The 26,286-nt window shown below is 50.3% G+C and carries 24 protein-coding genes; 9 read left to right on the forward strand and 15 right to left on the reverse strand.

Annotation, left to right across the window (positions count from 1 at the left end; genetic code table 11):
- Positions 1–2: 2 nt before the first annotated feature.
- The 8 genes from DD586_RS04815 to DD586_RS04845 form a co-directional block, all read right to left on the reverse strand.
- Positions 3–1,154 (reverse strand): YcaO-like family protein, encoded by a 1,152-nt coding sequence (locus DD586_RS04815; protein ID WP_071818919.1) that lies wholly within the window; start codon positions 1,152–1,154, stop codon positions 3–5.
- Positions 1,151–4,168, reverse strand: a complete 3,018-nt coding sequence (locus tag DD586_RS04820) for a carbamoyltransferase C-terminal domain-containing protein (RefSeq protein WP_012883693.1) — start codon at positions 4,166–4,168, stop codon at positions 1,151–1,153. The genes DD586_RS04815 and DD586_RS04820 overlap by 4 nt, the downstream gene beginning before the upstream one ends.
- A gap of 38 nt (positions 4,169–4,206) precedes the next feature.
- On the reverse strand, positions 4,207–5,040 hold the full coding sequence (locus DD586_RS04825; protein WP_012883694.1) for a multinuclear nonheme iron-dependent oxidase: 834 nt from the start codon (positions 5,038–5,040) through the stop codon (positions 4,207–4,209).
- Positions 5,037–5,621, reverse strand: a complete 585-nt coding sequence (locus DD586_RS04830; RefSeq protein WP_012883695.1) for a hypothetical protein — start codon at positions 5,619–5,621, stop codon at positions 5,037–5,039. Before DD586_RS04830 ends, DD586_RS04825 begins: the two co-directional genes overlap by 4 nt.
- A 2-nt stretch (positions 5,622–5,623) precedes the next feature.
- A complete protein-coding gene (locus DD586_RS04835) occupies positions 5,624–5,884 on the reverse strand; it encodes a ubiquitin family protein (protein ID WP_012883696.1) in 261 nt (86 codons plus the stop codon).
- Positions 5,885–5,899: 15 nt separating this feature from the next.
- A complete protein-coding gene (gene moeB / locus DD586_RS04840) occupies positions 5,900–6,985 on the reverse strand; it encodes a molybdopterin-synthase adenylyltransferase MoeB (protein WP_012883697.1) in 1,086 nt (361 codons plus the stop codon).
- A 98-nt stretch (positions 6,986–7,083) separates the two neighbouring features.
- Positions 7,084–7,206: a hypothetical protein gene (locus tag DD586_RS22350; protein ID WP_012883698.1), complete on the reverse strand. Its 123-nt coding sequence runs from the start codon at positions 7,204–7,206 to the stop codon at positions 7,084–7,086.
- A 983-nt stretch (positions 7,207–8,189) separates the two neighbouring features.
- Positions 8,190–9,410: an MFS transporter gene (locus tag DD586_RS04845; RefSeq protein ID WP_012883699.1), complete on the reverse strand. Its 1,221-nt coding sequence runs from the start codon at positions 9,408–9,410 to the stop codon at positions 8,190–8,192.
- Positions 9,411–9,725: 315 nt separating this feature from the next.
- On the opposite strand from DD586_RS04845, the gene DD586_RS04850 reads away from it, so the two are divergent.
- The gene (locus tag DD586_RS04850; protein WP_012883700.1) at positions 9,726–10,067 is read left to right on the forward strand and encodes a zinc ribbon domain-containing protein YjdM; all 342 of its coding nucleotides are present in this window, start codon (positions 9,726–9,728) and stop codon (positions 10,065–10,067) included.
- Between the two features lie 83 nt (positions 10,068–10,150).
- Here the strand turns inward: DD586_RS04850 and DD586_RS04855 are convergent, their stop codons facing one another.
- The 4 genes from DD586_RS04855 to DD586_RS04870 are packed head-to-tail and all read right to left on the reverse strand — an operon-like array spanning position 10,151 to position 13,116.
- Complete coding sequence (locus DD586_RS04855) at positions 10,151–10,876, reverse strand: GGDEF domain-containing protein (RefSeq protein ID WP_012883701.1); 726 nt, start codon at positions 10,874–10,876, stop codon at positions 10,151–10,153.
- A gap of 4 nt (positions 10,877–10,880) precedes the next feature.
- Positions 10,881–11,300, reverse strand: coding sequence for a DUF1987 domain-containing protein (locus DD586_RS04860; protein WP_012883702.1), 420 nt, complete (start codon positions 11,298–11,300; stop codon positions 10,881–10,883).
- A gap of 2 nt (positions 11,301–11,302) precedes the next feature.
- Positions 11,303–11,854, reverse strand: a complete 552-nt coding sequence (locus DD586_RS04865) for a SiaB family protein kinase (protein WP_012883703.1) — start codon at positions 11,852–11,854, stop codon at positions 11,303–11,305.
- A gap of 17 nt (positions 11,855–11,871) precedes the next feature.
- Complete coding sequence (locus tag DD586_RS04870; RefSeq protein ID WP_012883704.1) at positions 11,872–13,116, reverse strand: SpoIIE family protein phosphatase; 1,245 nt, start codon at positions 13,114–13,116, stop codon at positions 11,872–11,874.
- A gap of 493 nt (positions 13,117–13,609) precedes the next feature.
- Between DD586_RS04870 and DD586_RS04875 the strand changes: the two genes are divergently transcribed.
- The gene (locus DD586_RS04875) at positions 13,610–14,194 is read left to right on the forward strand and encodes a hypothetical protein (RefSeq protein WP_012883705.1); all 585 of its coding nucleotides are present in this window, start codon (positions 13,610–13,612) and stop codon (positions 14,192–14,194) included.
- Positions 14,195–14,575: 381 nt separating this feature from the next.
- Positions 14,576–15,106, forward strand: coding sequence for a GNAT family N-acetyltransferase (locus DD586_RS04880; protein WP_012883706.1), 531 nt, complete (start codon positions 14,576–14,578; stop codon positions 15,104–15,106).
- A gap of 85 nt (positions 15,107–15,191) precedes the next feature.
- On the opposite strand, the gene DD586_RS04885 is transcribed toward DD586_RS04880, so the two are convergent.
- Both DD586_RS04885 and DD586_RS04890 read right to left on the reverse strand, forming a co-directional pair.
- Positions 15,192–16,463, reverse strand: a complete 1,272-nt coding sequence (locus tag DD586_RS04885; RefSeq protein ID WP_012883707.1) for an MFS transporter — start codon at positions 16,461–16,463, stop codon at positions 15,192–15,194.
- A gap of 11 nt (positions 16,464–16,474) precedes the next feature.
- Positions 16,475–17,902 (reverse strand): M20 family metallopeptidase, encoded by a 1,428-nt coding sequence (locus DD586_RS04890; RefSeq protein ID WP_012883708.1) that lies wholly within the window; start codon positions 17,900–17,902, stop codon positions 16,475–16,477.
- A gap of 221 nt (positions 17,903–18,123) precedes the next feature.
- On the opposite strand from DD586_RS04890, the gene DD586_RS04895 reads away from it, so the two are divergent.
- Positions 18,124–19,074, forward strand: a complete 951-nt coding sequence (locus DD586_RS04895; RefSeq protein ID WP_012883709.1) for a LysR family transcriptional regulator — start codon at positions 18,124–18,126, stop codon at positions 19,072–19,074.
- A gap of 32 nt (positions 19,075–19,106) precedes the next feature.
- Here DD586_RS04895 and DD586_RS04900 read toward each other — a convergent pair whose 3' ends face one another.
- Positions 19,107–19,763 carry an HAD family hydrolase gene (locus DD586_RS04900; RefSeq protein ID WP_012883710.1) on the reverse strand — a complete coding sequence of 219 codons (657 nt, stop codon included), beginning with the start codon at positions 19,761–19,763 and terminating at the stop codon, positions 19,107–19,109.
- Between the two features lie 579 nt (positions 19,764–20,342).
- On the opposite strand from DD586_RS04900, the gene DD586_RS04905 reads away from it, so the two are divergent.
- The 5 genes from DD586_RS04905 to DD586_RS04925 all read left to right on the forward strand — a co-directional run bounded on the left by DD586_RS04905 (position 20,343) and on the right by DD586_RS04925 (position 26,257).
- On the forward strand, positions 20,343–21,443 hold the full coding sequence (locus DD586_RS04905) for a 5-methyltetrahydropteroyltriglutamate--homocysteine S-methyltransferase (protein WP_012883711.1): 1,101 nt from the start codon (positions 20,343–20,345) through the stop codon (positions 21,441–21,443).
- 306 nt (positions 21,444–21,749) lie between these two features.
- The gene (locus DD586_RS04910; RefSeq protein ID WP_012883712.1) at positions 21,750–22,796 is read left to right on the forward strand and encodes an asparaginase; all 1,047 of its coding nucleotides are present in this window, start codon (positions 21,750–21,752) and stop codon (positions 22,794–22,796) included.
- Positions 22,797–23,144: 348 nt separating this feature from the next.
- Positions 23,145–23,666, forward strand: a complete 522-nt coding sequence (aroL, locus tag DD586_RS04915) for a shikimate kinase AroL (protein ID WP_012883713.1) — start codon at positions 23,145–23,147, stop codon at positions 23,664–23,666.
- 35 nt (positions 23,667–23,701) lie between these two features.
- Complete coding sequence (gene ppnP / locus DD586_RS04920; protein WP_012770784.1) at positions 23,702–23,986, forward strand: pyrimidine/purine nucleoside phosphorylase; 285 nt, start codon at positions 23,702–23,704, stop codon at positions 23,984–23,986.
- 480 nt (positions 23,987–24,466) lie between these two features.
- Positions 24,467–26,257: a methyl-accepting chemotaxis protein gene (locus tag DD586_RS04925; protein WP_012883714.1), complete on the forward strand. Its 1,791-nt coding sequence runs from the start codon at positions 24,467–24,469 to the stop codon at positions 26,255–26,257.
- Positions 26,258–26,286 lie beyond the last annotated feature (29 nt).

Below are 26,286 nucleotides of genomic sequence, written 5' to 3' on the forward strand. Positions count from 1 at the left end.
AGTTACCCCACTCGGCCTGGATTTACATGCCAGTCATAGAGGCCAGGAATAATGGCTTTAACTGTATGAAAAGGCAGGTCGTTTAGCGATAAATCCACAATGTAAACATCGTCTAGCCCTTGCTTTTTGAGAGCGTCAGTAAGAAATTGCGTCGCCACTGTCAGGTTGGCAGGAGGGCGCTCTGATGGTGGCATCGTGACACCAGCATAGTGTTTGTGGAATAACGTCCTCAATTTGCTAAATTTAGAGGTATCAAACAGAGACTGAGAACGGTACTTCTTCTCCTGCCGATTTAGGTCTTCTCGGGATGCCTGTAGAGCTACGACCAACCCCTGAACCGCTTCCATCATCGCGGCGTCCAGCGCTTCAGACTCTGTAAAACCTGAGGCAGAACCCGCAATCATAAATTTCGGCCCCATACTGACGGGGTCATACAGCGCCACATAGTAAGTTGGCAAAGGGCCGTGTATACGCAACGCGAAGCTTTCGTACCCTTTATTGTTAAGGTTTTCCCACAGTGTCATGGTGGATTGTCTGGAAATAGTCGAGAGATCAACAAAGTCGGCACATATCTGGGACAAGCAGTTTTTATAGAACAAGGATGTCGTATTACGCTCGATTGATTCCATGATCGCAAAACAGATGGCCTCTTCCTGACTTCCTCCGCAGGCCAGTCCGGATGTATGAGCCTGTATATTAGAGTGATGTCTGTCAGGACCATGATAGGGAAATTGAACCTCAATAGCCGGGATAAGCCGTTCACGGCCTGTATGGTACTCATACCCTTTTATCCATTGCTCAATGGCGCACTCTGGCGTAAAGCCTAATTGCTGTAGTGTTTCTTTATCATCCTCGGTTGCCTGATGGTTAAAAATAGCGTGCTCACACCAGCAAGCACAGTACCTTTCATACGCTTCCATTAATGCGCTGCAGGTTGCTGCGGTTAAGCTACGACCTTTACCTTGTGTGGATGATATCTGACCTCTTTTTATCTCAGTTCTCACCGCATTAACGATAGATATTCCGGGAAGATTAATGAACTCGCCAACTGACGTGAGTCTTGAAATACCTAAACGTTTACGCAATGGTAGCGCAAGCGCTAATACTTCTTTTTCGGTATAACGTCTTAAACCGGGATGGGGTGCTGTCTTCAACAATCATTCCTCCCAGTTAAAAAATCATGGGCAAGGTTCAGACATTTCAATTGAATATATTTGTTTATCTGCTTTCTGACTGTTAAAGGAAGGTCGGCATAGATTTTCTGTGCATCGACTAAACTATGGGTTCTGACCAACTCTGTTAGTGAATGATAAAGTTGTGCGCTAATTAACTGTGACTTTCCCTGATAGTCATGAGTAAGCCAGTACTTTATTTCGTTTTTTTCTAGTGCACTGTGTAGCTTGCAACCAGGGCTAAGGCGTAACAACCCTTGCAGGTTTGTTTCATCTAATTCCCACTGGCGAAGTTCAACGATATGGTCACCAAAGACGACGGCATCAATATGTGTTGAAAGCAACATCTCTATTGCTTGCTGTGGTTCTTCAACGATTGGCTGCCCGCGCACATTGAATGAAGTATTGAGTAGAACGGGAAAACCAGAGAGTTTGCCAAAAGCATTCAACAATGTATGGATTTCGCTATTGTCATGCTCTGAGACTGTTTGTACCCGCGCCGTACCATCAACATGGGTGACTGCTGCGAGTTTGTCCCGATATGCCTGCTTCACTGGCAGTACTTCGAGCATATATTTATGTTCACCATCCCCGTCAAAATAATGGCTAAGGTGTTCAGCGGCGACCATTGGAGCAAAAGGGCGGAAGTCTTCACGGAATTTCACCCATTTGTTTATAAACTTCCAGGTATCGATAGAACATGGGCTTGCCAACAATGAACGAGCGCCAAGGGCGCGTGGGCCAAATTCAGAACCTTTACTGCAGGAAAAATACCCAATGATTTGTCCGGCGTTTAATCGTTCTGCTAATGCGGTAGTGTCAATCGGCGTAACGGTTATTCTGTCGGCAAAGCGGTTAGTGGCAAAAGCAATGTCCCGGTAATGGTACACTTTACCCAGATAGTCGTGGCTAAACGCATCGTTCAGGATTCTTCCATGCCTTTTATAATAAGCGGCGCTGGCTGCTCCGATTGAAATACCGGCATCGTGCTGTGCTGGGAATAGATAGAAATTTTTTAATTTAAGGTGATGACGGACTTTGAAATTAACAACGGAATTTAAGGCTATTCCACCAGTCATGACCAACGGCGTGCTATTTGTAATCTGGTAACGCTCGAGGCGAGAAAATATGCCTTTTTCCAACACTGCCTGTACCGATGCGGCCAGATTGGCATAATCCATAGGATTAGATTTCTTTTCAGTGAATTTTTGCTTCCACGAATAGCCATATGAGATGCCCGAAGGTGTTTCAATAGCGATTTCATCCGCATACTCGGGGGTGCCATACGGTGCTAATCCCATCAACTTACCGGAGGCCTGCCAGGAGTTAAAGACGAACTGACTTACCGACGCATAGGCTTCTCCAAGGGAAAAACTGCCGTTTCTTATATTAAACGATGGGCTGTATTCCCTATTGACCAATCGATAACCCTGCTGATCAAAAGCATAGTGCGATACGACATGTAACTGTGGCTTAATGCCGCTTAGGCCAGCATTGAGGTACGCGGCAAACTCTTCGCCGCTGCACAGAAGATCGTCGCAACCCACGACGGTGCCACCTGAACCATCAACGACCAACGCATTACCTTGGTCGAATCCTGAACCAGACCAGGCTGCAAAGGCATGGCATAGATGATGACTGGCAAATACTGCGTTGGCAGAAAACGGATCAAACAGCGTGAAATCAGCTGCATGGACTGGCTGATTAAGGCCGATGTATTCGGGCGTCGCAGACTGGATATTATAGGCAAAGCAATTCACATCATGATAAGTCAAACCAGCCGCTGAAAGGCAGTAATCGACAGCAAGGGTACTATCGAGGATGCTTCTGCCATCATGTTTAATCCGTGTTAGGCGCTCTAGCTGAATACCATAACGAATTTTACCGTTGACCATCAGGCATGCTGATGCGTCATGGCTGGCGGAAATACCGACAATCACATCATCATCAGGTCTAATAAGGGGGACTGAGGATGTAATGTCTGCGGTGATGCTCGCTTGAGAAGCAACGGTGATCCGATCGAACAGTCCGTCAGCCTGAAGATAGAGCGTCTGTTCGTTGGTACGACTTAGTTTATCTGGCGAAATGAGCAGTGTTCCGTTTTCTCCGACAATCTTCTGGCCATCGATGATTGCCGTCAGTTGGGTGGTGCGTGCGATGCTTCCCTGAAAACTGGCGACCAGACCAATTTTTACTCCAGTGTTTGCCTGGGGCAATGTGAGCCTGAGTTCTATGTGCGTCGATCTCTCTACATTCAGATGCCAACAATGCGGCATCAGGTGAGAAAGTGGCTCATTTGTAAATAAGTACAACCCGTGATAGTTCTCACTGAGCGATATCATACCGGCGTGCAACGCAAGGTGATCGTGCGGACTTCTCGATTTTATAAGACTGTCGCGTAGATTGGCTGCCAGCCCCGCGAGGTAAACAACAGCAGCAGACGTTCCTTTTACCGAATCGGTCTCGCCCGTGTGATTACGGGTTGGGTAGTCAAACTCTCTAACGATAAACTCTATATTGCCATTACCGACGGGCGTTTTCCCTGGGATCGTATTGTTTGTTAACAATAAGGCGACACCGATCACCTCTGGTGAAGAACCAGGAAAACGCTGACGCCCAACATCATGGCCTACTGATGCCAGGATATAAGGCTTTTCAGCGCTGTCGGAAAACGTGGACAACGTCGCATGCAGTGAATGAGAAAATTCAGTTTCAGCAGAAGAATACGCGTGAGCTTCAATATGGCAGTGTCCAAATTGCTTAGCGGCACGATGTCTTACGCTGTCGTAACCTTGGGAGAAAGCATCAAGGTAGCTGGCAGAAATAATACGGGAGAAATCCTCCCCAGAGTAAGAAAAAAGATAACTGGTTAATAAACTGGCGATTTTGACGGTGTGAGGGTTCAATATCTCTTTATTCGATACTTCAGCCAATCGTGCGATTTCATTTTTTATTGCACTATCAAATAGAAGGATATTCGTATTGTTAATGTCCATACATTGCCTCATCAACCAGTGTTGTTATATTTTTAAAGTCAAAATGAAGGGGTGAAGTTCATTCTTTGACAGGAATTTTCTATATTTGCCAAATCTGCCACGATGACTTCAGATGAGATGCCTACGCCTAATTCATAGGTGACAGCCTTAAGGTTGGTACACTTTTCTAGTGCCTGTTCTAGCAGCGGGAAAACGCCATCAACAATTTTTTCTGAGTGAGTGTCACGATATCGCCAGTGATGTGTAGGGTGAACGCTGCCTCCGGCAATATGAATTTCATTGACAGCGTGAAGTGGCAAACTATTCAGGACATCTTCCGGTTTAAGACCACAATAGATGGCATAAGAAAATACATGGCTGATATCCAGGACGACACCACACCGGGTAGAGTCAACCAGTCGATGAAAGAACTCACCTAATGTCATATCACCAGCAGCAATACTGAAAGAAGGTATTTCAGCACTAAATGGAATGCTGGAGACTTGTTGGATGCGATTGACCCCGTCGATTGCCATGGTGAGGACTGGTTCACAAAGTACCGGCGCTGCGAAATAGGGGAGGTTATAAGGCCCAATATTCCAGATACCAATATCTTCCAGACACCATGCTGCGTTTAACGCATTACTGATGTCATTCTGATGTTCCAGTACATCAGGTCTTAACCCATCAATTCCTGCAGGCTCCATACCTGAAAAATGGTGAATGATGGGATAATCGATAAAGCTCTGGCGAAATGCTTTGGCTACCACAATGTCTGGAATAGCGACAACGGATAGATGACTAATACCCTTTTGAGATAATAGCAATAACTCACTTAATTTATGACCATAGCTGTGGGTATAATCAATACCTAATCCTACAAGTGAGCTCATGCTGTTTCCTTAAGTGAAATTGCTACCTTCCCATTTTCATTGTGCAATCGTAAACACGCTGTTTTATTCTCGAATTTGATATCGGAAAGATGAACTGCTTTGCTCAATGATGATAATGAAAAATATTTATCGAGAATGATTTCTTCAGTTATGAATTTACCGGTAATATGATTTATATCCGATTGCCATGGTGAATTTTTTGAGTTTGTTGATATGCCAGAGTAAATGCCGTCAATCAGGAATATCGTTTTCTCTTCTTCAGTCAAATCGGACTTTTCAACAACAAATGAGCAAAAGCTTTCGATAAGGGTTCGGCTATTCCAGTTCCAAAAACTGTCAGACTCACAATAGGCTATTACCAGAGAAAGAAACTGTTCTTTGCTAAAAAAACGTGGGGAAAAATGCATATCTGAATAAAGCACTGTTCGCAAGTTACGCTGTCTTGCCGCTCGTTCAACGAGCAGTCTTTTGCTGTCCATGGTTTGAGCAAGATATTGATATTCTTTATCTGCATCCTTCATCCGATAGCGGTCACTATATAGCATTGATACATAGGCTTTCTGTAACTTTTTCGCGTCCAAGATTAACCTCCAGAAATAGCGACTTCGAATGTCAAATGATCGCCATCGGCTAGGGCTGGATTACTATCAACTGACATTGTGCTGTTAATGAAAAGGGTAATGAAAGGTTTTAACTTACAGCTTTCATCTTTCTCAATGGCTATTAATTTGAATGCCTCTGGATGTATGTTCCTGATTTCAAGTAAAACTTCATTAATGCTTTTCGCTTCCGTTTTTATCTTGCTCGTGATTTTTAATGATTCGGGCAGTGATATCTCAATCATTGTTGTGCGGCTCCATTAATGATTATGGCATTGGCATCCAGGGCGTTTTTTTGTAGTCAATAACTGATGTTGATTGTTAAGCATGTCTATTTTTAATAATTTTCCATTCAAACAATCACCAATCCCAAGAATAATCTTTAGTACTTCATTTGCTTGATATATCCCGAGCATTCCAGGGATAACACCAATAACACCATTTTCTGTGCAGGATGGGGCAAGTTCTGCTGGAGGGGCTTCAGGATAGACACAACGATAACAGGGGGCCTGGTTATTAGAACGTGTCATAACTTGCCCTGAATAGCGAAACACAGCCGCAGAGACTACGGGCTTCCCGGCTTTGACGGCTGAATCATTAATAATATACCGGGCGTTAAAGTTATCTGTGCAATCGACGATGATATCGTAACCGTCTACTAATCCATCAACATTTTCTGGTGTGATTCGTTCATCGATAGTATTTACTGTGATTTCTGAATTTAGAGCCCGCAGTGTATGCAATGCAGAATCAACCTTTTTCTTTTTAAGCATTTTTTCGTTATGAATAACCTGTCGTTGCAAATTGCTTAGATCGACAATGTCATGATCGACGACTGCAATTTCACCAACACCGGCCGCCGCGAGATATAGCAGGCATGATGAGCCAAGACCACCCGCTCCAATAACCAGTACCTTCGCTTGCATGATTTTTAACTGGCCATCGGTACCGATATCTTGCAGAGACAGATGTCTTGCATAACGCTTTTTATCATTTTCGCTCAGACTCAGTGGATACTCGATGGGATTTCCCTGTGCTTTCCAGGCTTCAAAACCACCTTGAAGGGAATAAATGTTAGAGTAATTAAGTAGCATTAAATTTAATGCTGCATACCGGGAACGTAAACCGCTGGCACAAAAGAGGACTATTGGTTTATCTAATTCTATTTTTCTCTTCTTTAGCTCTATTTCTAAAAAACCACGACCTATAGTAAGTGCCTGGGGAATAGTACCATCAAGATATTCATGGCTTTCTCTTACATCAATCAAAAGAAAACCAGTGTTGTCTTTCAACTCATCTACAGATATTGAACGGATACCGTCAATTCCATCGACTATGTTGTTCATAAATAAATACCTTTCGATTGTTGAAAGTGAGGTGTGATTTTGATGTCATGTTTAGATAATAAATTAAGGAAAGGTGGCCGCATTGCGGCCACTTTTTCTTACTCTTGCCACTCTTTGTTAGAAACAGTGCAAGTGACATCCAGCAGAATTTCATTTTCTGCTTCAGCATTTTCTGCATTCAGTTCAGCAACAGCCAACTCTAATTCTTGAGCCTTATCCATATCACTTTCCTTATAGTTGCACATCGATTTTTGAATTACGCAGAGCATGTTTATTCTGCGTGACAAATATTATGCACAATGAATAATTGTGTCAATGATGTTAAATAATGTTGTTTAATTTGGAGTAAAATTCCGTTCACTTGGTTTTTATATGGTTAATGGAGTGTTTATGCCTTTTCTGGGCATAAGATCAGAAGTTAATCTCTTCTTTATAAAAAATAATAACTTTTGATTTTAAATTATTTTGGAATTAAATATTTCACTGAAATATCATATTAAATAATTATCATGATTATATTTCGTTCTGTTAAAAGTGGAGGTAGCTGAATTTTATTCATTCTATTGGCGTTTATGGTGATGTAATTACGTCAAGGGATTATTTGTTGGATGGATTTTTCAGGTTGAACATGCTTTTTATTTAGGTCCGTTATTTTTATTAGGTCATATTCTGAAATGGCTATCTGGTTTTTCATTATATTTGATACTCAGTGGATTATCGGGTTTGGCGAAAACGGCATAATCTGTGAGGGGCAAGAAAGAAGGCGATGGCAATGTGCGCGATGAGAAATTTTTACTTTCACTGCTGGCCAAAGCCAGTTTCACGGCTTACTACGGCCATCCGGCGCAGTAACGGGCGGGCAGCGTATTTTCACCCCTACCAAACCGACTGCACTGTTACAGGAGGCCCTTCGCGGGTTGGGTATTGCCTGGTTACCCACTTTACTGTGTCAGGATGATCTACAAAAAGGGAGTCTGACACAGGTTTTAACGTTGTGGTGTCCTGAGTCTGTCACCTTTTTTGCTATTCATCTTTTGCTATTCATCCCAGCTATCCATCACGACGGTGCTCCGTCCTGTCGGTAGACTGCTGTACTGCCCCCATCGTCATCAAGATGACGGGTTCGCACTACCCGCAGATCCAGAAATACCCGTGTCGCTGCGGTCATCGCTTTGCTACCAGGAGTGGTGACAGTCAACCAGGACTAGGCATTTTCTCCGGCCTCAAGCGTTTGGCGCTGAGCGAGTGTCGGGAAGCATTTCATCCACAGCGCGACGACCAGCAAGGTGCCAATCCCCCCGACGACGATAGCCGGCACGACCCCCAGCCAGGCCGCCGTCACGCCGGATTCGAATTCCCCCAGTTGATTCGATGTGCCGATAAAGATGGAGTTAGCGGCACTCACCCGGCCACGCATCTCGTCCGGCGTTTCCAGTTGCACCAGCGTTGAACGGATGACGACGCTTATCATGTCGGATGCGCCCAACAATAGCAGGGCGAGCAACGACACAAACAGATTGGTGGACAGGCCAAAGGCGATGGTGGCGATGCCAAACATCGCGACGGCGGAAAACATGATTTTTCCGACGTGACGGGTCAGCGGGCGTCGGGTCAGGTAAACCGACATCAGCACGGCGCCAAGCGCGGGCGCGCAGCGCAGTAACCCTAATCCCCACGGGCCGGTGTGCAGGATATCTTTGGCGACGATAGGCAGTAGCGCGGTAGCGCCACCCAGCAATACGGCAAACATGTCCAGCGAGATAGACCCCAGAATCACCGGATTACGGCGGATAAAATTCATGCCGCCGAACAGCGTTTCCAGATTGGCCGGTGTGCGAGCCGGTGCTTTGTACTCATAGCGCAGATTGAGCAACACCAGAAATGACATCAGAAAGCAGGCTACGCTGGCGGTATACAGCGTGGTGGCCCCGATGAGGTAAATCAACCCGCCGAGTGCCGGGCCGACGATCACCGTCGCTTCACGGGCCGAGGCCATCAACGCCACGGCACGAGACAACTGGTTGGGGGCGATCAGATTCGGCAATAGCGCTTGGGTGGCTGGCATTTCGAAGGCTCGTGTCGCCCCCAGCAGCGCGGAACACGCATAAATCATGGTGGCGCTGATGGTGTGGGTAATGTTGCCCAGCACCAACACCAGTATCGTGGCCGCCATCAACAGACGGCAACAAAGGATAATTACCCGGCGGTTGTACTGATCGATAGCATGACCGGCAACCAATGTCAGCGCCAACTGGGGCAGGAACTGCGCCAGCCCGACCAGACCCAAATTCAGCGCGCTGTTGGTCAGGTCATACATTTGCCAGCCAATCCCGACCACCAGCATCTGAAACGCAAAAGAGGAAGCAATTTGTCCTAACCAAAAGCACAGAAAGGTGGGGTTTTTGAGTGGGGATGCGATTTCCACAGGGTGTTATCCATGCCAGTTATTGTAATGAGAAGTGTTCAGTGTACCCAACTTATTGTTTTATTAAACTGAAGTTTGCTCCACAGATGTAAGGAAAAGATAACGAATGACCCATGTCTTTCACGGCGCGTTGCGGTGGCGAGAAAAGTGAATAAATTGAGTGACTTTGATGAAAATGGCGAACGAATATCGGTTTGTCCGGCTCTTTTTGCTGACAGTGTTGAGTAAAAGGCTATAAAATAATAAACACGAGATTCATTATGTATTGATATATTTAAAATTTATCAAACTTATTTGGTATTAATGAGGATTATTATGCAACAGTTGCCTGCTTGCCCTAAATGTCAGTCTGAATACACCTGGCAGGATGACGCAATGCTGAATTGCCCGGAGTGCGGACACGTATGGTCGATGGAGGGTGACGCGGGGGCACAGGAGGAAGGCCTGGTGGTACGTGACGCCAACGGTAACCTGCTGGCAGATGGCGACACCGTTACCGTCATCAAGGATCTCAAGGTTAAAGGAAGCTCATCGACATTGAAAATCGGCACCCGGGTGAAAGGGATTCGTCTGGTGGAAGGTGATCACAACATCGATTGTAAGATCGAGGGTTTTGGCGCAATGAAGCTGAAATCTGAGTTTGTGAAGAAAAACTAAGCCGTTCCCCGCCTTATCGGGCGGGGCGTACTGCCCGACATAGTGTGGGATATTACGGTGAGGTACGGTGGGCTACCCGTGAGTTAGCTGGCAGTATCGATCGGTATATAGTCCACCCGGTTACGGCCCTGGTGTTTGGCCCGGTATAACGCGGCATCGGCCGTGCCGTACAGGGTATCGAATCCGGTGTGTGGCGGCGCCCAACTGACGCCGAAGCTGGCGGTGACCTGATGGTCAGGCAGCGGTTCCAGCGGTGTGTGATTCAGACTGGCGTGGATATGCTCGGCGATATCCACCGCTGCCATCAGCGTGTAGCCATCCAGCAGGATGGTGAACTCCTCGCCGCCGACGCGGCCAATACTGCCTTTTCCTTGTAATACATCACGAATACGAGCAATCAGAGAGCAGATGACGGCATCACCGGTTGGGTGGCCGTAGGCGTCGTTGACCTGTTTGAAATGGTCGATATCCAGCACGATCAATGCGGCCTGATCCTGCTCCAGTGCGTGATCGACCAGGTCGATGATCGCGCTGCGGTTGAATACGTCGGTCAGCGGGTCATGGGTGGCCTTGTACTCCAGTTCCACCGCCAACTGATGCAATTGGGTATTCAGGCGGGTCAGCTCGCGCTCCGCCCGATCGCTACGGGTGATCAGCCGGTGGGTTTCACGTACCAGACGTTGGTAGTGTTCTGCCAGCATAATCAGGCTTTCCCGATACACCTCCGCTGGCATGTCGGCCTGGGCGGCGATATTACGCGCCGACAGCAGGATGTCATATTCGGGGGTGAACAGTTCGTAGCTACTCATGCCGTTACTCCAGAATGTGAGGGTGGAATTCGAGTGCAGAAAAGTCGATATGCAGCTCCTGCCCAAACTCCTCGGCGATGTCATCGTCCTGGTCGTAGTACCAGTGCAATGCGATAGGAAGCTGCTGCTGGGCGGCCTTGTCGAGAATATTGAACAGGCTAAAAAGCATCTTGGTGCTGGAGCTATTGAAGTAGGGCAGCGATACATGCACGTCAATGCGCGTTGGTGAGGAGGGGAGTGCGGCAAGACACGCTTGCAGGTAGTGTTGTACCTGTTCAATCAGCGGGCCATAAAATGCTGCTGCGTTTTCCGGGTAAGACTCGCCGGAAAGTGAGAGCTGATGTGTATCAAAGCGAAAATCCACCGTCGGCGTGCTGGCTGTGCCGGTAATATGGAGATTGTTCGTTGTTATTATGTCTGTCATGGTTAAATCACCGCCTTCAGATAAAACGTGGAGAGCCCGGTGGCGTCGTCGCTATGAAAGGTGAACTGCAGTGGCTCGCTGGCGTCGCGGGCCACGGTCAACAGACCGATATCCGCCCCTTTGCTGGAAGCCGGAATGTCTTCACGCAGCGAGGTCTTATAGGCAAGTCTGATTTCATCAAGTGTCATCGTACACAGCGGTTCCAGCCGCTGGCGCAGTATCTCCGCATCTGCCGGGTATACCCGATTGGCGCTCAGTAAAAAGTATTTCCCCGCTTCAACGCCGATACACACCGAGCCATGACGGATTTCATTGGTTTGCTCTTCCGTCGTCAGTGCTGAGGCAGAATAATGAATGATGTTTTGCACCATTTCCACAAAACTGGAAAACAGTTTACGGCGCACGCTGGGTGGCACCCGGCTTTTTTCCAGTTGCAATCGCACCGTTTCCGCTAGCGAGCAGATAATGTTTTGTGAAAAGTACCCCACATAGTACAGCGCGATATCCTGCTGTTGGGTGAGGTCAAAGAATTCAGCGTACTTCGTTTCAGACATGTTCCGGTTTTACCTGGTTAAGCGTGTTCATGGTGCCTGAAGCCCCAAAATGTAAGATCGTCTCGTCGTGCCTGCGTCCCCTGCCAGGCGCGATGGTGTTGTAAGAGTTGAGTGGCAAGCTGGCTCATCGGCAATTCCCCGAGGCGTTGAAGCAGATTTTGCAGGCGACGTTTGCCGAATTTAATCTGCCGTTCGCCGCCTATCTGGTCGAGTAAACCATCGGTGGCGGCAAAGAACAGATCCTGCGCGGATAACGGGCGCTGAAACGCTGGCCAACTGTAGTCATATGGCGTGTTGGTATAACCCACGCCCATCCGGTCGCTATCAAGCGTCAGCAGGTCACCGCTTTGCGCATCGGTCAAGAATGCCGTCATACGCGCGCTGGCCCAGTTAAGGGTCTGTTCAGTGGTATTCACGTAGACCACCAGCGCGTCGCACCCATCATCGGAAGCGGACATCTGTCCCTGATAGCTGCTCTTTTGGCCCAATGTGTCTTTGATGTATCGATTGATGCTGCCTAGCAATTGCCCCGTCTGGTCCGGGCGGTATTGCGCCAGTGCCTGTTCCAGCGCTGAATTGAATATCAATGTCATAAAGGCACCCGGTACGCCATGCCCGGTGCAATCGGTAAGCACGGCCAGCCAGCCCTGTTCATATCGCCGGAAGGCATAGCAGTCTCCCCCGACGCAGTCGCGCGGTTCCCACACCAGACACCAATCCTGCAAGGTGGCTTCCAGTGTTTGACGGAATGGGGTCAGCATCGCCCCTTGAATGACGCTGGCGTACTCTATGCTTTGGACAATCTGCTGGTGCTGGCGCACATGGGTGTCCGACACGATGCGGAACAAATCGATACCCAGGCCGATACCAAGGTAGTGGCCGTTTTCGGTAATAATGAAGCCGTCAGCCAGAAAGCGATCACCGCTGATGACCGCCTTGTCCGCGACATCGCTCAGCGAGGCTGAGGCCTCGACGATAAGCGGCGTTTTATCCATAAACGCGATGCAGCTTTTTCGGTCATACAGTTCACGGTAATAAGGCCGTGCCATTTGCGACAGGAAACTATGGCGGTTGATCAGGCCAAACGGGCGTCCGTCTTCCACGACTGGCAGGCTAACCAGGTCTTTGTGGCGGCCGAACAGCTGCAATACAGTGGCGTTATCGGTGGAGGGAGAGACATCCGGCGTGGTGATACACAAGTCGCGTGCGCTTGGAAAGGAAACGAAATGTAACCGATGTTCCTGTGGCGGTAAGGCGCTCATTGTCTTGTCTTTCTGGGAAAATAGGCTATCGTCACGGTAACAGCCGCAGATGACGGAAACATGACAACGTGCTGAAATGCTAAGAAACTGTCAGGTTTCTCTTTACAGTCATGGCTAAATATTTCTGATGTGCTCGTTTCCTGAGCGTTTTTATGCTTTTTTCGTATTAATGAAAAAATAAAATGGCCGATATATTTTAGGAGTGGATCTGTCTTTTCTATTTCGTTCACGCGGTGCGAAAAATGAGACGGCGCCGTGTGGTTTGTAAACCACTCTTTCTATTTCCTGATAGTTTTAGGCGGCACTACCCTAAATAACGTGAGTGACGGAAGGTCAATACCACTCGACGTATAACAGATGTAAATCTGTTAAGCCGCCTGTTTGATACATGCTTCGGCAGGTATGTTGTTTTTTTCGGTGTGTTGGTGTTACGTCGCGGTAGTAAATCAGTGCCCTTAGAGGCATGTTTTCGTTAGAAAAAAGGAGTGATATCGTGGTTATATCAGGCATTCAGAGTCAAAACATTACATCGTCTTCCTATCCACAGCAGACTTATGTTGCGAATAGTAACTCAAGCGACAGCACCGATACTCTCGGCGCTAATCAATCTGTTTCCCTGAAAACAGGGAAAACAAATGATTCGCAAAATAATCAGTTCCAGGATAATAATTCTAGCGATGTGACCGACACGCGTGATCATAGTGTATCATCACTGGATGAGCGTTTAGCTAAAGAAAAATTACAGAAACAGCAAAATGAATCCTCCGTGGAGCGCTCATTGCGGATGACCGGTATCCCGCTGTATGGCGGCGTGCTGGTGTCTGTCGTGAAATATCCTGATGGTCAAAGTGAAAGTTATAATGTATTTACCGGGAAACGTATTTCATCTACGGATCCCAGTCTGAGTGGCGTGCGTGCGCCAGCGAGTGCAGCTGAGTTTGGTTATTATAGCCAGGGCTTATATAGCGGCATGTCGGCAGCGGAAGTGTACGAGAAAATACAGCAGTTATTGGGCGCGGGTTCTGGTGACGTTCCCTGGAAATTGCCGGGCAGCAGCAAATTGCCGCAAACCAGTTGATATGTAAACGTATTGCCGTCACTTTTGCCATATATAAAATATAATTAATGGCCTGATTTATTATCAGGTGGTTATCTATTTTCAAATTTTATGTCTTTAGCCTTTCCAAAACTAAGGCGCATATTCTTTTCTACGAACAACGTTTTTTCCCGCTTGCTCATCTGCATCCCATTCCAGTGAGTTCTTGTCTCTGATGGCCTCATCGCCGTCTATTTCCATCATCGGTTGCAATAAGATGTTCTCATTATGGATATAAGTAATTGTTTCTGTCGCTACGTTCGCACGTTGGTTAAGCTAGAGGTTATTGGTTGACCCTTCAGTGAGTTATGGGGCAACAACACCAGGCTTAATCTCATTCGCTGTGCTGACAAGGATACAAGAATGACCGCGATTCTCATTGAGGATGCCAGAGAAGAACACATTGCTGCTATCAGGGATATTTATACCCATTATGTTTTGCATGGCACCGCGACGTTTGAAACTGAACCGCCCGATGAGGCGGAGATGCTGGCCCGCTGGCGGAAAATTCATGACGCTGGCTTGCCCTGGCTGGTGGCAACGGAAAATCAACAGGTGTTAGGGTACTGCTATCTGGGGTTTTATCGCCCTCGCTACGCGTATCGTTTCACACTGGAAGATTCTATCTATTTGCACCCGGAGCAGGTGGGAAGAGGTTTAGGTAAGCGCTTGCTATCCGAAGCCTTATTACGGGCAGAGCAGCAGGGATACCGTCAGGTGGTGTCGGTCGTGGCTAATAGCGGCAATCAAGCCTCGATGCAATTGCACCTGTCGCTGGGGTTCGAACTGGCAGGCACGTTACGTTCCGTGGGCATGAAGCACGGGCGCTGGTTGGATACGGCCTTGTTGCAGCGTAGCTTGGGAGAAGGCGACAGTTCATTGCCACCAGCCTGAACGGTGTGAGCGAGTTCGCTTACCGGTATAACGGCGGTGGAGCCCGTCAGAACAGCGTGGTCGCTCTGACGGGGATTGGCAGTCATCAACGATGATGTAACTGGGCTTTCCACAGCGCCAGCACGCTCATCAACGCGGTGATCATCAGGTAGTAGCTCGGTGCCAGGCTACTGCCGGTGGCGCTGATCAGTAACGTACAGATGAATGGGGCAAAGCCGCCAAACACGGTGACAGCTACGTTATAGCTGATCGCCATGCCACTGGCACGGGTCGAGATTGGGAACAGATCGGCCATCATCGACGGTACGGTGGAGAAATACACTGACTTCAACAACGCCATCCATCCGACAACGATAATCAGTGATATGGCCGACAGATATTGTGTCATCAACCAGAATGCCGGATAGATAGTCACCGCCAGCAACAGCAGTGATCCCCACATCAGCGGCAGGCGTCCGATTTTTTCCGCCCACAGCCCCACCAGCGGCGTAATTACCGTCAGGATAATGCCGGCAATCAACGTGGCGCTAAACGCTGCGCCTGACGGCAAATGCAACGTTTTGGTCGCATAAGTAGGGACATAATTCAGCATGTAGTTGATAGCGGTGGAAATCACCATCAGGCCGACGGCAATCAGGAACAGTGCTTTCTGTCGGGTGAACAGGGTTTTGATCGGTGCCTGCGTTTTCTCGGCCTGCGCGAAGTTCGCCGGTTCATGCACATGACGGCGGATATACAACCCCACCGGGCCAATCAACAAACCGAAGGCAAACGGAAGACGCCATCCCCAGTCCTGAATCTGGGCTTCGCTCAATGATTGTGATAATCCCAGGCCGAATGCCGATGCCATCAGAGTACTGGCCCCTTGGGTGGCAAACTGCCAACTGGCGATAAAGGCGCGACGTTCAGGGAAATGCTCCACCAGAAACGCGGTGGAACTGCCGAACTCGCCACCTGCGGAAAAACCCTGAATCAGACGCGCCAGCATAATCAGAATCGGTGCCGCTACGCCGATGCTGGCATACGTGGGCATCAGGGTTATCATTGCGCCGCCCAGTAGCATCAGGCTAATGGACAACAACAAAGAGGCTTTGCGTCCGGCTCGATCGGCATAGGCACCCAGCACGATGGCACCCAGCGGGCGAATGAGAAAAGAAACGCCGAAGCTGCCGAAAGCCAGTAGTAAGGATACGGTTGGATCCTGCGTAGGGAAAAACGCATGGGCGATGTAATTGGCAAAAAAGCCGTATACCGCGATGTCAAACCACTCCAGCGCGTTGCCGATGCAGGTGGCAAATAGCGTTTTATACAGGCTGGGGCGTGCGGTACTGTGGTGTGAAACGGATGCAGTCGTCATAGATGTCTCCCTCAGCGTGGCGTATTGGCGTCACGGTGTGTGCGATGCGCAGACATAACCGTATGGCCTTGTTCACCCAGTTCCCAGAACAGGCGCGTCATGATCTGCAAACCTTCGCGGGCGACACTGATCAGCATGTGTTCATCCACGGCATGTTGGCCGCAGGCCGGGTAAGAGTGAGGGATCCACAATGTCGGCAGGCCGAGGATATCGGCAAACACTTCATTGGGCAGCGAACCGCCGAGGTTGGGCAGCAACGCCGGTTTTTTATCGCTGGTCTGGTGCATCAGGTCGAGCGTCCAGTTGACCAGCGGGTCGGTGGGGTCAAGGCGGGTGGCCGGTGTGCCACGCATGTCGCTGATTTCCACCATGGTGAAACCGTGAGTGTCGAGGTGCTGACGTAAATGCTGTGTCAGTTGTTGCCAGTCGGTGCCGACCACGAAACGCAACTGACAGACTGCGGTGGCGTGGCCGGGAATGGCATTCATCGGCCGTTGTGGGTTACCGGTCAGAAACGACAGCACTTCCAATGTATTCCAGCCGAACAGCCTTTCAGATGCGCTCAACCCAGCTTCACCCCAGTTCGGATCGATAGCCGGATCCGTTGCTTGCCCGCCGGGCGTGATATCTGAAAGGATGGTACGCAGGGCGGGTGTCAGATGCGGCGGCTTCAGTGCCTCTACCTGCATCTGGCCGTGCTGATTGACCAGACAGGCAATCGCGTTAGCCAGTTGTGTACCGGGGTTGCTCAGCAGCCCGCCCCAGTTGCCGGAGTGGTAATCCCGCTCGCGCGCACGGATGGTCAATCGAAAATTGACGCAACCGCGCGAGCCGAGGAACAGCGTCGGGCGTTCTGCGTTCAGACGTGGGCCGTCTGACGCGATGAACAAATCGGCTTGCAGCGCTTGTGCATGTTGATGACATACGTCGGCCAGGCCTGGTGAGCTTATTTCTTCACCCATCTCGAACAGCCACTTGCAGTTAAAGCCCAGTCGTCCCTGGCGAGCCTGAAATACCTGCTCCAGCGCCGCTATATTGACGGAGTGCTGGCCTTTGTTGTCGGCGCTGCCGCGTCCGTACCAGCGGCCTTCCCGTTCCACCAGTTTCCACGGGGAAAGCCCTTCGCTCCAGTGCTCATCATCGCCGAACACCACGTCGCCGTGGCCATAGCACAGCACGGTAGGCAGGCTGTCGTCTTCAATACGGGACGCTATCAAAAACGGGCGGTTAGCGCCTGTCGGGTTATCGATTTGCTGTAATTCGAAACCTAATGCCTGTAGTGCCGGTATGATTTCCCCGGTGAGATAGTGCTGTAGCTCAGCGTCCCGGTCGTTTCGCTGACTTTCGCTGGCGATGGCGACGCGACGCGCTAAAACGTCGCGAAAGCGACCGCTATCGAAGTACGCCAGAGCCTGTTGAATAACCTGTGGTGTTGTCATGTGATGCCTGTCTGTGATGATGTTGGGTGTTGTGTTTTTATGTTGGATGGTTTTTTGTCGAACTGATTCTTATCGAACAGACTCGTGTCGAACCGCTTTGTATCGATCTATTAACCATGTTCTAAGTCATCGCCAGCATTGCCACAATAATAATAATTGCAAGCGAGCTTTGCTTTTAATATAAAGCTGGGTTGCACAAAAACGAGGCAGGCAAAAAGGCGATGCATAACAGTGAAATCAGGTATTTTCTGGCGGTGGCCAATACTGGCTCGTTGAGCGCCGCCAGCCAGCAGCTGTTTGTGGCGGTATCCGCTATCAGCCGACAGATTCATAAACTGGAAGAACGCATCGGTGCGCCGCTGTTTGAGCGCCATGCGCGCGGTATGGTGTTGACCGATGCCGGGCAAATACTGGAAAACCATGTGCGTAAAAGCATGATGGACATGGAATACGCCATCGCGGAGATTCAAGGGTTAAAGGCGGTACGGCGCACGTTTGTCCGGGTCGCCTGTACTGACGGGATGGCATTCGATCTGCTACCGGGATTATTTGCCCGTTTTCGGCGGGATAACCCGGCAGTCACGTTCTTCCTGCAAGTCGGTAGCGCGATACAGGTATCAGAAATGGTACGCAACGGCGAGTGCGATGTGGCACTACAGTTTAGCTTATCCCCGGATCGCGGCGTTGAAGTCATGGCGTCTTATCCCGCACCGGTGCTACTGCTCATGCGGCCTGATCATCCGCTGGCGAACAAATCGATCCAGCTACCGGACCTGCATGGGTTTCCGCTGGTACTGCCGCAGCAGGGGACCACTATCCGCCAACTGTTTGATCTCTCTTGCCGGATGAGTGGCACGTTTCTGGAGCCGACGCTCAGTTGTAACAACTTCTCCGCGCTTTACTACTTTATGCAGCAAACGCCGGATGCCGTCACCGCCTGTAGCCATTTCTCGGTACTGTATCGAGCCAGGGAAGACGGCCTGTTGCTTAAGCCGGTACACAGCGAACCGTTGACCCAACGTAGCCTGCAGGTGCAGACACTCGCCGGTAAGCACCGTTCTGCCGCATTAAGCCACTTTATCACTTTTGTGATTGACGAACTGGGCCGCGAGCATGCGAGACTGGCGGCAGATATCGGGCTGGAGCCGCTACCTGCCGGGGCGTTGAAATAGTTGAGAATAGTGAAGAATAGTAGTCGATGAGTCTACCGTTCCCAGCGGCAGATACGCCAGCCCTTCTCTTGGGCTAACTCCGCCAGTTCAGGCTCCGGGTTGACGACATAAGCCTGATCAACGAATTCCAGCATGGCCCGGTCGTTAAGCGAGTCGCTGTAACCGTAAAGCTGACCAAAAGGCTCGGCGTCACGTTGTGTCAGCCATTCACGGATGCGGGTAACCTTACCGTGCTGATAAGTTGGCACCCCGTGAATATCGCCGGTAAAGCGGCCGTCTTCCAGGGTTACACCAATCGCCAGCGCGTGATCGGCCCCCAGGTGACGAGCAATCGGCCCAACCAGATGTTCGCCGCTGGCGGAGATGACCACCAGGGTATCGCCACGCTGGCGGTGCCACGCCATTTGTTCGCGTGCTGCCGGGTAGAGGCGGGGCAGAATATCGCGCTGGATAAAGCGTTCTATCCAGCCGGACACGGTCTCTGTGGTTAACCCAATGAGTGGCGACAGTGAGAGATACATATAATCTTCGATCGCTAATGTACCTTCGTAGTAGCTCTGCATCAGGTGTTTTTCCCGTTGCAGCAGCTCTTTGCCAGCGAATCCCTGTGATTCGAGCCAGCGTAACCACAAGCCGGTGCTGTCGGCGCAGATCAGGGTTTCGTCCAGATCAAACAGGGCTAAATCCATTGGGGTCCTCCGGGAAAATCAGAACGGATAGTGAAAACAGTGCGTATAGTGAAAACAGAATGTATCGGGCTGTCGATATTGTGGGCATTTACATTGACCTCCAGTGTATCAGTGATTGATGACAACGGCGCGTCAACAAAAGGCATCCGGCATGAACACGACCAGCCTGTAGCGTATGGCAATAACTTCAACCTTGCGAGCAAGCGCGCACAATCGCAACGAGATATAACAAGCTGATTGACGAGAATCATCCGTTGAATCATAAAGATGGCGGTCAGTTTATGGACATTTTTATTGTGGGCGAACCGGCGGTTTGGCGGCCCGTGGTGGCAGACAGTCATCATGTCTTCCACCGGTTTAATCGATAGCATAAAAATAATTAAATTTTGTTATTTGTTATCGGCAAGTAATCAATGCGACAATCACCCGCTTTCATCTATTGACGCTGGTGGGCGGAGCGGTAACAGTTCGCCACCTTAATGATAATCCGAACAAACCAAAGCGCATTGAAGCGCTGACAGTGTTGTGTAAACCCTCGTATAAGCCAACAGTGTCGTGTAAACCAAAAGGACGCGTGAGATGCGCACAGTAAAAAAACCTTACCCGTCGTTTCATGCCGAACATGTAGGCAGTTTTGTGCTGCCGCCTCGTTTGAAGCAGGCTCGGCTGGCGTGGCGGCAAGGGCTCATGACCCGTGATCGGTTAACCGAAATCGAAAACGAAGAAGTGCTGAATGTGGTCGAGCGCCAAAAGGCGTGCGGTCTGCACGCGATTACCGACGGTGAACTGCGCGTTCGCAATGGCATTACCGATTTTTTCTCTTGTCTGACCGGGGTCGACGTTGATGACGCCGTTTCCCCTGACGGTGATATGCCCCACCCATTACGGATCGTGGGCAAACTTGATTTTGACGACAGCCATCCGTTTCTGACCCATTATCGTTTTTTGCATCAGGCGGTGGGCGAGGGTGGGGAAAACCTGGCGAAACAGACGCTACCCAGCCCGAATATGCTGATGTACCCGGCCATTCGCACCAATGAGGTTTATCCGTCACTGGATGCATTTTGCGATGATCTGGCCGCGCTGTATCGCAAGATCATTCAGGCGTTTTACCGCCAGGGTTGCCGTTATATCCAGCTCGACGATCTGTTTTGGGCTCGCCTGTGCGACGGCCAAATGATGGCGCGAGAAAATGCCGCCGGGTTTGAATTATCTGAGTTACTGGAGCGCTGCACCCGCACGTTGAATCAGGCACTGGCGCAACGTCCGCAGGATATGTTTATCAGCCTGCACATGTGTTGTCGTCGTTTTTCACCCAACTGGGTGCATGGCCGTGGTCGGGAAGTCATGGGGCATGCGATGGCGAACCTGTCGGTAGACAGCTTGTTTATCGAGTACGATGACCGCCGTCCGGTTGGGTTGGAACCGTTGCGCCAGGTGAGTAGCCAAAAGGTGGTGCTGGGTGTCATCGATTCCCATAGTGCTGAGCTGGATGCGCCACAATCAGTCAAGATGGCCATCAATACCGCATCATTGTATGTACCGTTACAACAGTTAGCTATCAGCCCGAAGTGTGGCTTTGGACACTGCGAGCAGGATGGGATTACGGAAGAACAGCAGTGGGCCAAGCTGCGGCATATGGTGAATATCGCTCATAACGTCTGGACCTTGCCGGAATAGCCTGCCCGGTGAAACAGTTCTGTGATGTTGCGTCAGCGTTGACGACATGCGCCTGACGCAGGTTCGTCAGTGGTTCGTCTCTCCCCCTGAAACGTGTCGGTTGAAAATAGTTAGGTCATTCAGTGATCTGGCTCTCCTGTTGATTATTGGGTGCTATACATAATTCTTATGGCACTGCAACATAACCGCCGATGCCAGTCCTGCAGACTGGCAGCTAATGCGTTTCACGAGAAAAAATGATCGGCTGGTGCCGGTGTTATGGCAAAACAGACCGATCATCCTCTGACCAAATAAAGAGAATCTGTTATGGAAAGATGGTTTAAATCTCTGTTTGTTCTGGTTTTATTTTTTGTTTTCACGGCGAGTGCGGCAGATAAACTGCCCAATATCGTTATTCTGGCGACCGGCGGTACAATTGCCGGCTCAGCGGCAACGGGTACCCAAACCACGGGTTACAAGGCTGGCGCGCTTGGCGTGGATACGCTAATCAACGCTGTGCCTGAGGTGAAGAAACTGGCTAATGTGAAGGGGGAGCAATTCTCCAACATGGCCAGCGAAAACATGACCGGTGATGTGGTGCTGAAGCTAAGCCAGCGTGTGAATGAACTGCTGGCACGGGATGATGTGGATGGTGTGGTGATCACCCACGGGACCGACACGGTGGAAGAGTCGGCCTACTTTCTTCATCTGACGGTAAAAAGTGACAAGCCGGTGGTGTTTGTCGCGGCGATGCGTCCGGCAACGGCCATCAGCGCCGACGGCCCGATGAATCTGCTGGAAGCGGTACGCGTGGCGGGTGACAAGCAGTCTCGCGGTCGTGGCGTGATGGTGGTGATCAATGATCGTATCGGCTCTGCCCGCTACATCACCAAGACCAACGCCTCTACGCTGGATACGTTCAAGGCGAATGAAGAAGGCTACCTGGGCGTCATCATTGGTAACCGCATTTACTACCAAAACCGTATCGACAAGCTGCATACCACCCGGTCAGTGTTCGACGTGCGTGGCCTGACCTCACTGCCGAAAGTCGACATTCTTTATGGCTATCAGGATGACCCGGAATATCTGTATGACGCGGCTATCCAGCATGGCGTAAAAGGTATCGTCTATGCTGGTATGGGCGCGGGTTCAGTGTCGGTTCGCGGTATTGCCGGTATGCGCAAGGCGCTGGACAAAGGCATTGTCGTGATGCGTTCTACCCGTACAGGCAATGGCATTGTGCCGCCGGATGAAGAATTGCCGGGTCTGGTTTCTGACTCTCTTAACCCGGCGCATGCCCGCATTCTGTTGATGCTGGCATTGACTCGCACCAGTGATCCGAAAGTCATTCAAGAGTATTTCCATACTTATTGATTGTCTTTGTGTTGATTGCTTTCGCGTCGATAGCTGTCGCGTTGACGTGTGAGTGCTGTTTGATATACGCAGGCCGCCTTTGGGCGGCCTTATTGTTGGTAACAGAACCATCAATAGCAGCCGATGTTTCATGGGAAGATTAGCCATGTCTGGTGTAAATCGTGGCGTGTTGTGCTGGATTTGTGCGGAAAGCTGGCGTGAAGTGGCTTTCCCCGTGCCAGAGCCGTACGGAGGCTTTCTTAATGAGGATTATTGCCTGTATGATTCTGCTCTTGGTACGACAGGCGCTGGCTGACGGCAACGTTGCTGCGGGGAGCTGGCCTGAGAAAAAGAAGGACAGGTCGTGACATGACAGAACCCATTTTTATGGTCGGCGCCAGAGGGTGCGGAAAAACCACCGTCGGCCGTGAGCTGGCGCGGGCGCTTGGCTATGAGTTTGTCGATACGGATATTTTTATGCAGCACACCAGCGGCATGACGGTGGCGGACGTGGTGGCAGCGGAAGGCTGGCCGGGGTTTCGTCGCCGGGAAAGTGAGGCCTTGCAGGCTGTCGCGACATCGAATCGCGTGGTGGCGACCGGTGGCGGCATGGTGTTGCTGGAGCCAAACCGTCAGTTTATGCGCACGCACGGAACGGTCGTTTATTTGTTCGCGCCAGCCCAGGAGCTGGCGTTACGTTTGCAGGCCAGCCCACAGGCACACCAGCGACCGACACTGACCGGGCGGCCTATCGCCGAGGAAATGGAGGCGGTGCTCCGTGAACGCGAAGCGTTGTATCAGGACGTGGCGCACTATGTGGTCGATGCGACCCAACCGCCTGCCGCAATTGTCTGCGAATTGATGCAGACGCTGCGTCTGCCTGCGGCCTGACGGACAACTGATTTTTTAACAGAAGGGTTGGCATTATGCTGAATGTAAATGAGTATTTTGAAGGGAAAGTAAAATCCATCGGGTTTGACGGTAGCCGCATTGGCCGTGCCAGCGTCGGGGTGATGGAAGCAGGCGAATACACGTTTGGTACCGGGCAGGCGGAAGAAATGACGGTCGTCAGCGGTGCGTTGAATGTGTTGCTGCCGGGGGCACAGGAATGGCAGTTGTTCGAAGCCGGTGCGGTTTTCAACGTGCCGGAAAAAAGCGAATTCAAACTGAAAGTATCCGAGCCGTCCTCTTATCTGTGTCGCTATCTGTAATCCCTACTCGTTTCCTTGCGTGATAATCGGCTGCCGTGACTGGCAGCCGTTTTCTTTGCGCCAATCGTGTATTTTGCACATTCAGTATCGGTGTAATCTCCTGATCATTTCGTTGTCATATTTTCGTCGAAACGTTTTGCTATTTCGTTTTATAGTGATAGTGACGTTTGGTAATTATCAGAAAAACCGATGGTGATAGTGAGAATATATATTTATCTATATTGTTGATTTGTTATTAATTGGGAAAGCAATATTCTTTTCTTATAGAAAAAATTTCAGATAAGTCTGTAAATCTGCTATCAGCCATTGTATTTTCCTGTAAGGAGACCTTGCTTTGGACTCCGATGTCGTGAGTCCGCGTGATGGTAAGTGATACTTATGGCTGATGGTTTCCTTTTTTCTTCGAATGGAATGCCTCGTCACCAATGAGGCGATCGGTGTAGTTATCTAGGGAAGCATTTTAATAATAACGTGGTCATTATGCTCAAAACTATTCGCGCTCGAATTCTGGCCGTGTGTACGGCTATCATTGTGGTTGCTTTGGTAATTAATACGTTTTTAAATTACCGGGTAACCGATAAATATAACGATGAATCTATCAATAACCTGCTTGTTGCCGTAACCGCTGGTCATAGTCTGGCGATCAGTGATTGGGTAGCCTCTAAAAAACAAATTATTACTTCACTCAACGCCGTTGCGTTAACCAATGACGACCCCATCCCGGTGTTCAAACAGATGGCGGCTGCGGGCAGTTTCATCAACGTGTACATGGGGTATGCCAATCACACGGCGAAATTCTCAGACCCTGGCGGTATCCCGCCCACTTATGACCCGACCGTTCGCCCCTGGTATCAGCAGGCGGTGAGAGAAGGGAAGGCTGTTGCGACAGCACCTTATCTGGACATGGCAACCAATACCATCGTGGTGTCGTTTGTCGCTCCGGTACTGGATGGCGGTAGCGTCAAAGGCGTGCTGGGCAGTGACGTCACCATGGATAGCGTCATCGCTAACGTCAAAGCTATTCATCCGACACCGTCCAGCTACGGCATTCTTATCCAGGCCGATGGCACGATTATCGCCCACCCGGATGCCAAACTGACGCTGAAAAAGCTGGCTGAGATCGCCCCGCAGTTGAATCTGGCGCAGGTGCTGAAATCCAGCAGCCCGGTACAACTGAATATCAGTGGACGTGACATGCTGGTGAGAACGCAGCCAGTAGCCGGTACCGACTGGTATGTGCTGGTGGCGCTGGATAAGGCAGAAGCCACGGCGGGGATGGGATCGCTGTTGTGGACGTCGGTTATCGCGCTGGTGATCATCAGTATTCTGGGCTCGGTGGTGCTGGGGCTGCTTATTAGCGCGTCGTTGCGTCGCCTGCTGCAGATTCGTGACGCCATGGACGACATCAGCCACGGTAATAACGACCTGACCCAGCGTCTGCCGGATGAAGGTCATGATGAGGTGTCGCAGATCGCCCGTTCGTTCAATAGCTTTGTCGATAAGCTCAGCATGATCATGCTGCAGATCCGCGATATTAGCGCGTCGCTGCAAATGGCGACCGATGAAGTGGCGACCGGCAACAATGATTTGGCCTCCCGTACCGAAGCTGCCGCTGCCAGCCTGCAACAGACCGCTGCCGCGCTGGAGCAGATTTCCGCCACCGTTACACAGTCGGCCGGTTCTGCCCAGCAGGTGAATGACCGGGCGCTGGCGCTGGCGAACGATGCCAGCGTCGGGGGCAAAGTGGTCTCTGAAGTCATCAATACCATGGAAGAGATTGAGGTGGCGTCCGGCAAGATTGGCGACATCATCGGGGTTATCGACGGCATCGCCTTCCAGACTAACATTCTGGCGCTGAATGCGGCGGTGGAAGCGGCCCGTGCAGGTGAGCAAGGGCGTGGTTTCGCGGTGGTGGCCGGTGAGGTGCGTAATCTGGCGCAGCGCAGTGCGCAGGCGGCGAAAGAGATTAAGTCGTTGATCGAATCTACCGTTGATAGCGTGAATGTCGGTTCGCGTCAGGTTCGCCAGGCCGGGAATACCATGAGTGAGATTGTCGGCGGCGTATCATCGGTAACGACGGTCATGTCGGAAATCACGCATGCATCGGGAGAACAGATGCGTGGGATTCAGGAGATCAACAAGGCGGTCGCACAACTGGATTCGATGGTACAGCAGAATGCGGCTATGGTGCAGGAAGCGGCGTCTGCGTTCGCGTCGTTGCAATCGCAATCTGAAGAACTGCACTCGTCTATCAGTCACTTCAAGCTGTAAATCAACAAGGCGCCGGGTAACCCGGCGCC

This window comes from Dickeya parazeae Ech586 (genome assembly GCF_000025065.1).
Classification (GTDB): domain Bacteria; phylum Pseudomonadota; class Gammaproteobacteria; order Enterobacterales; family Enterobacteriaceae; genus Dickeya; species Dickeya zeae.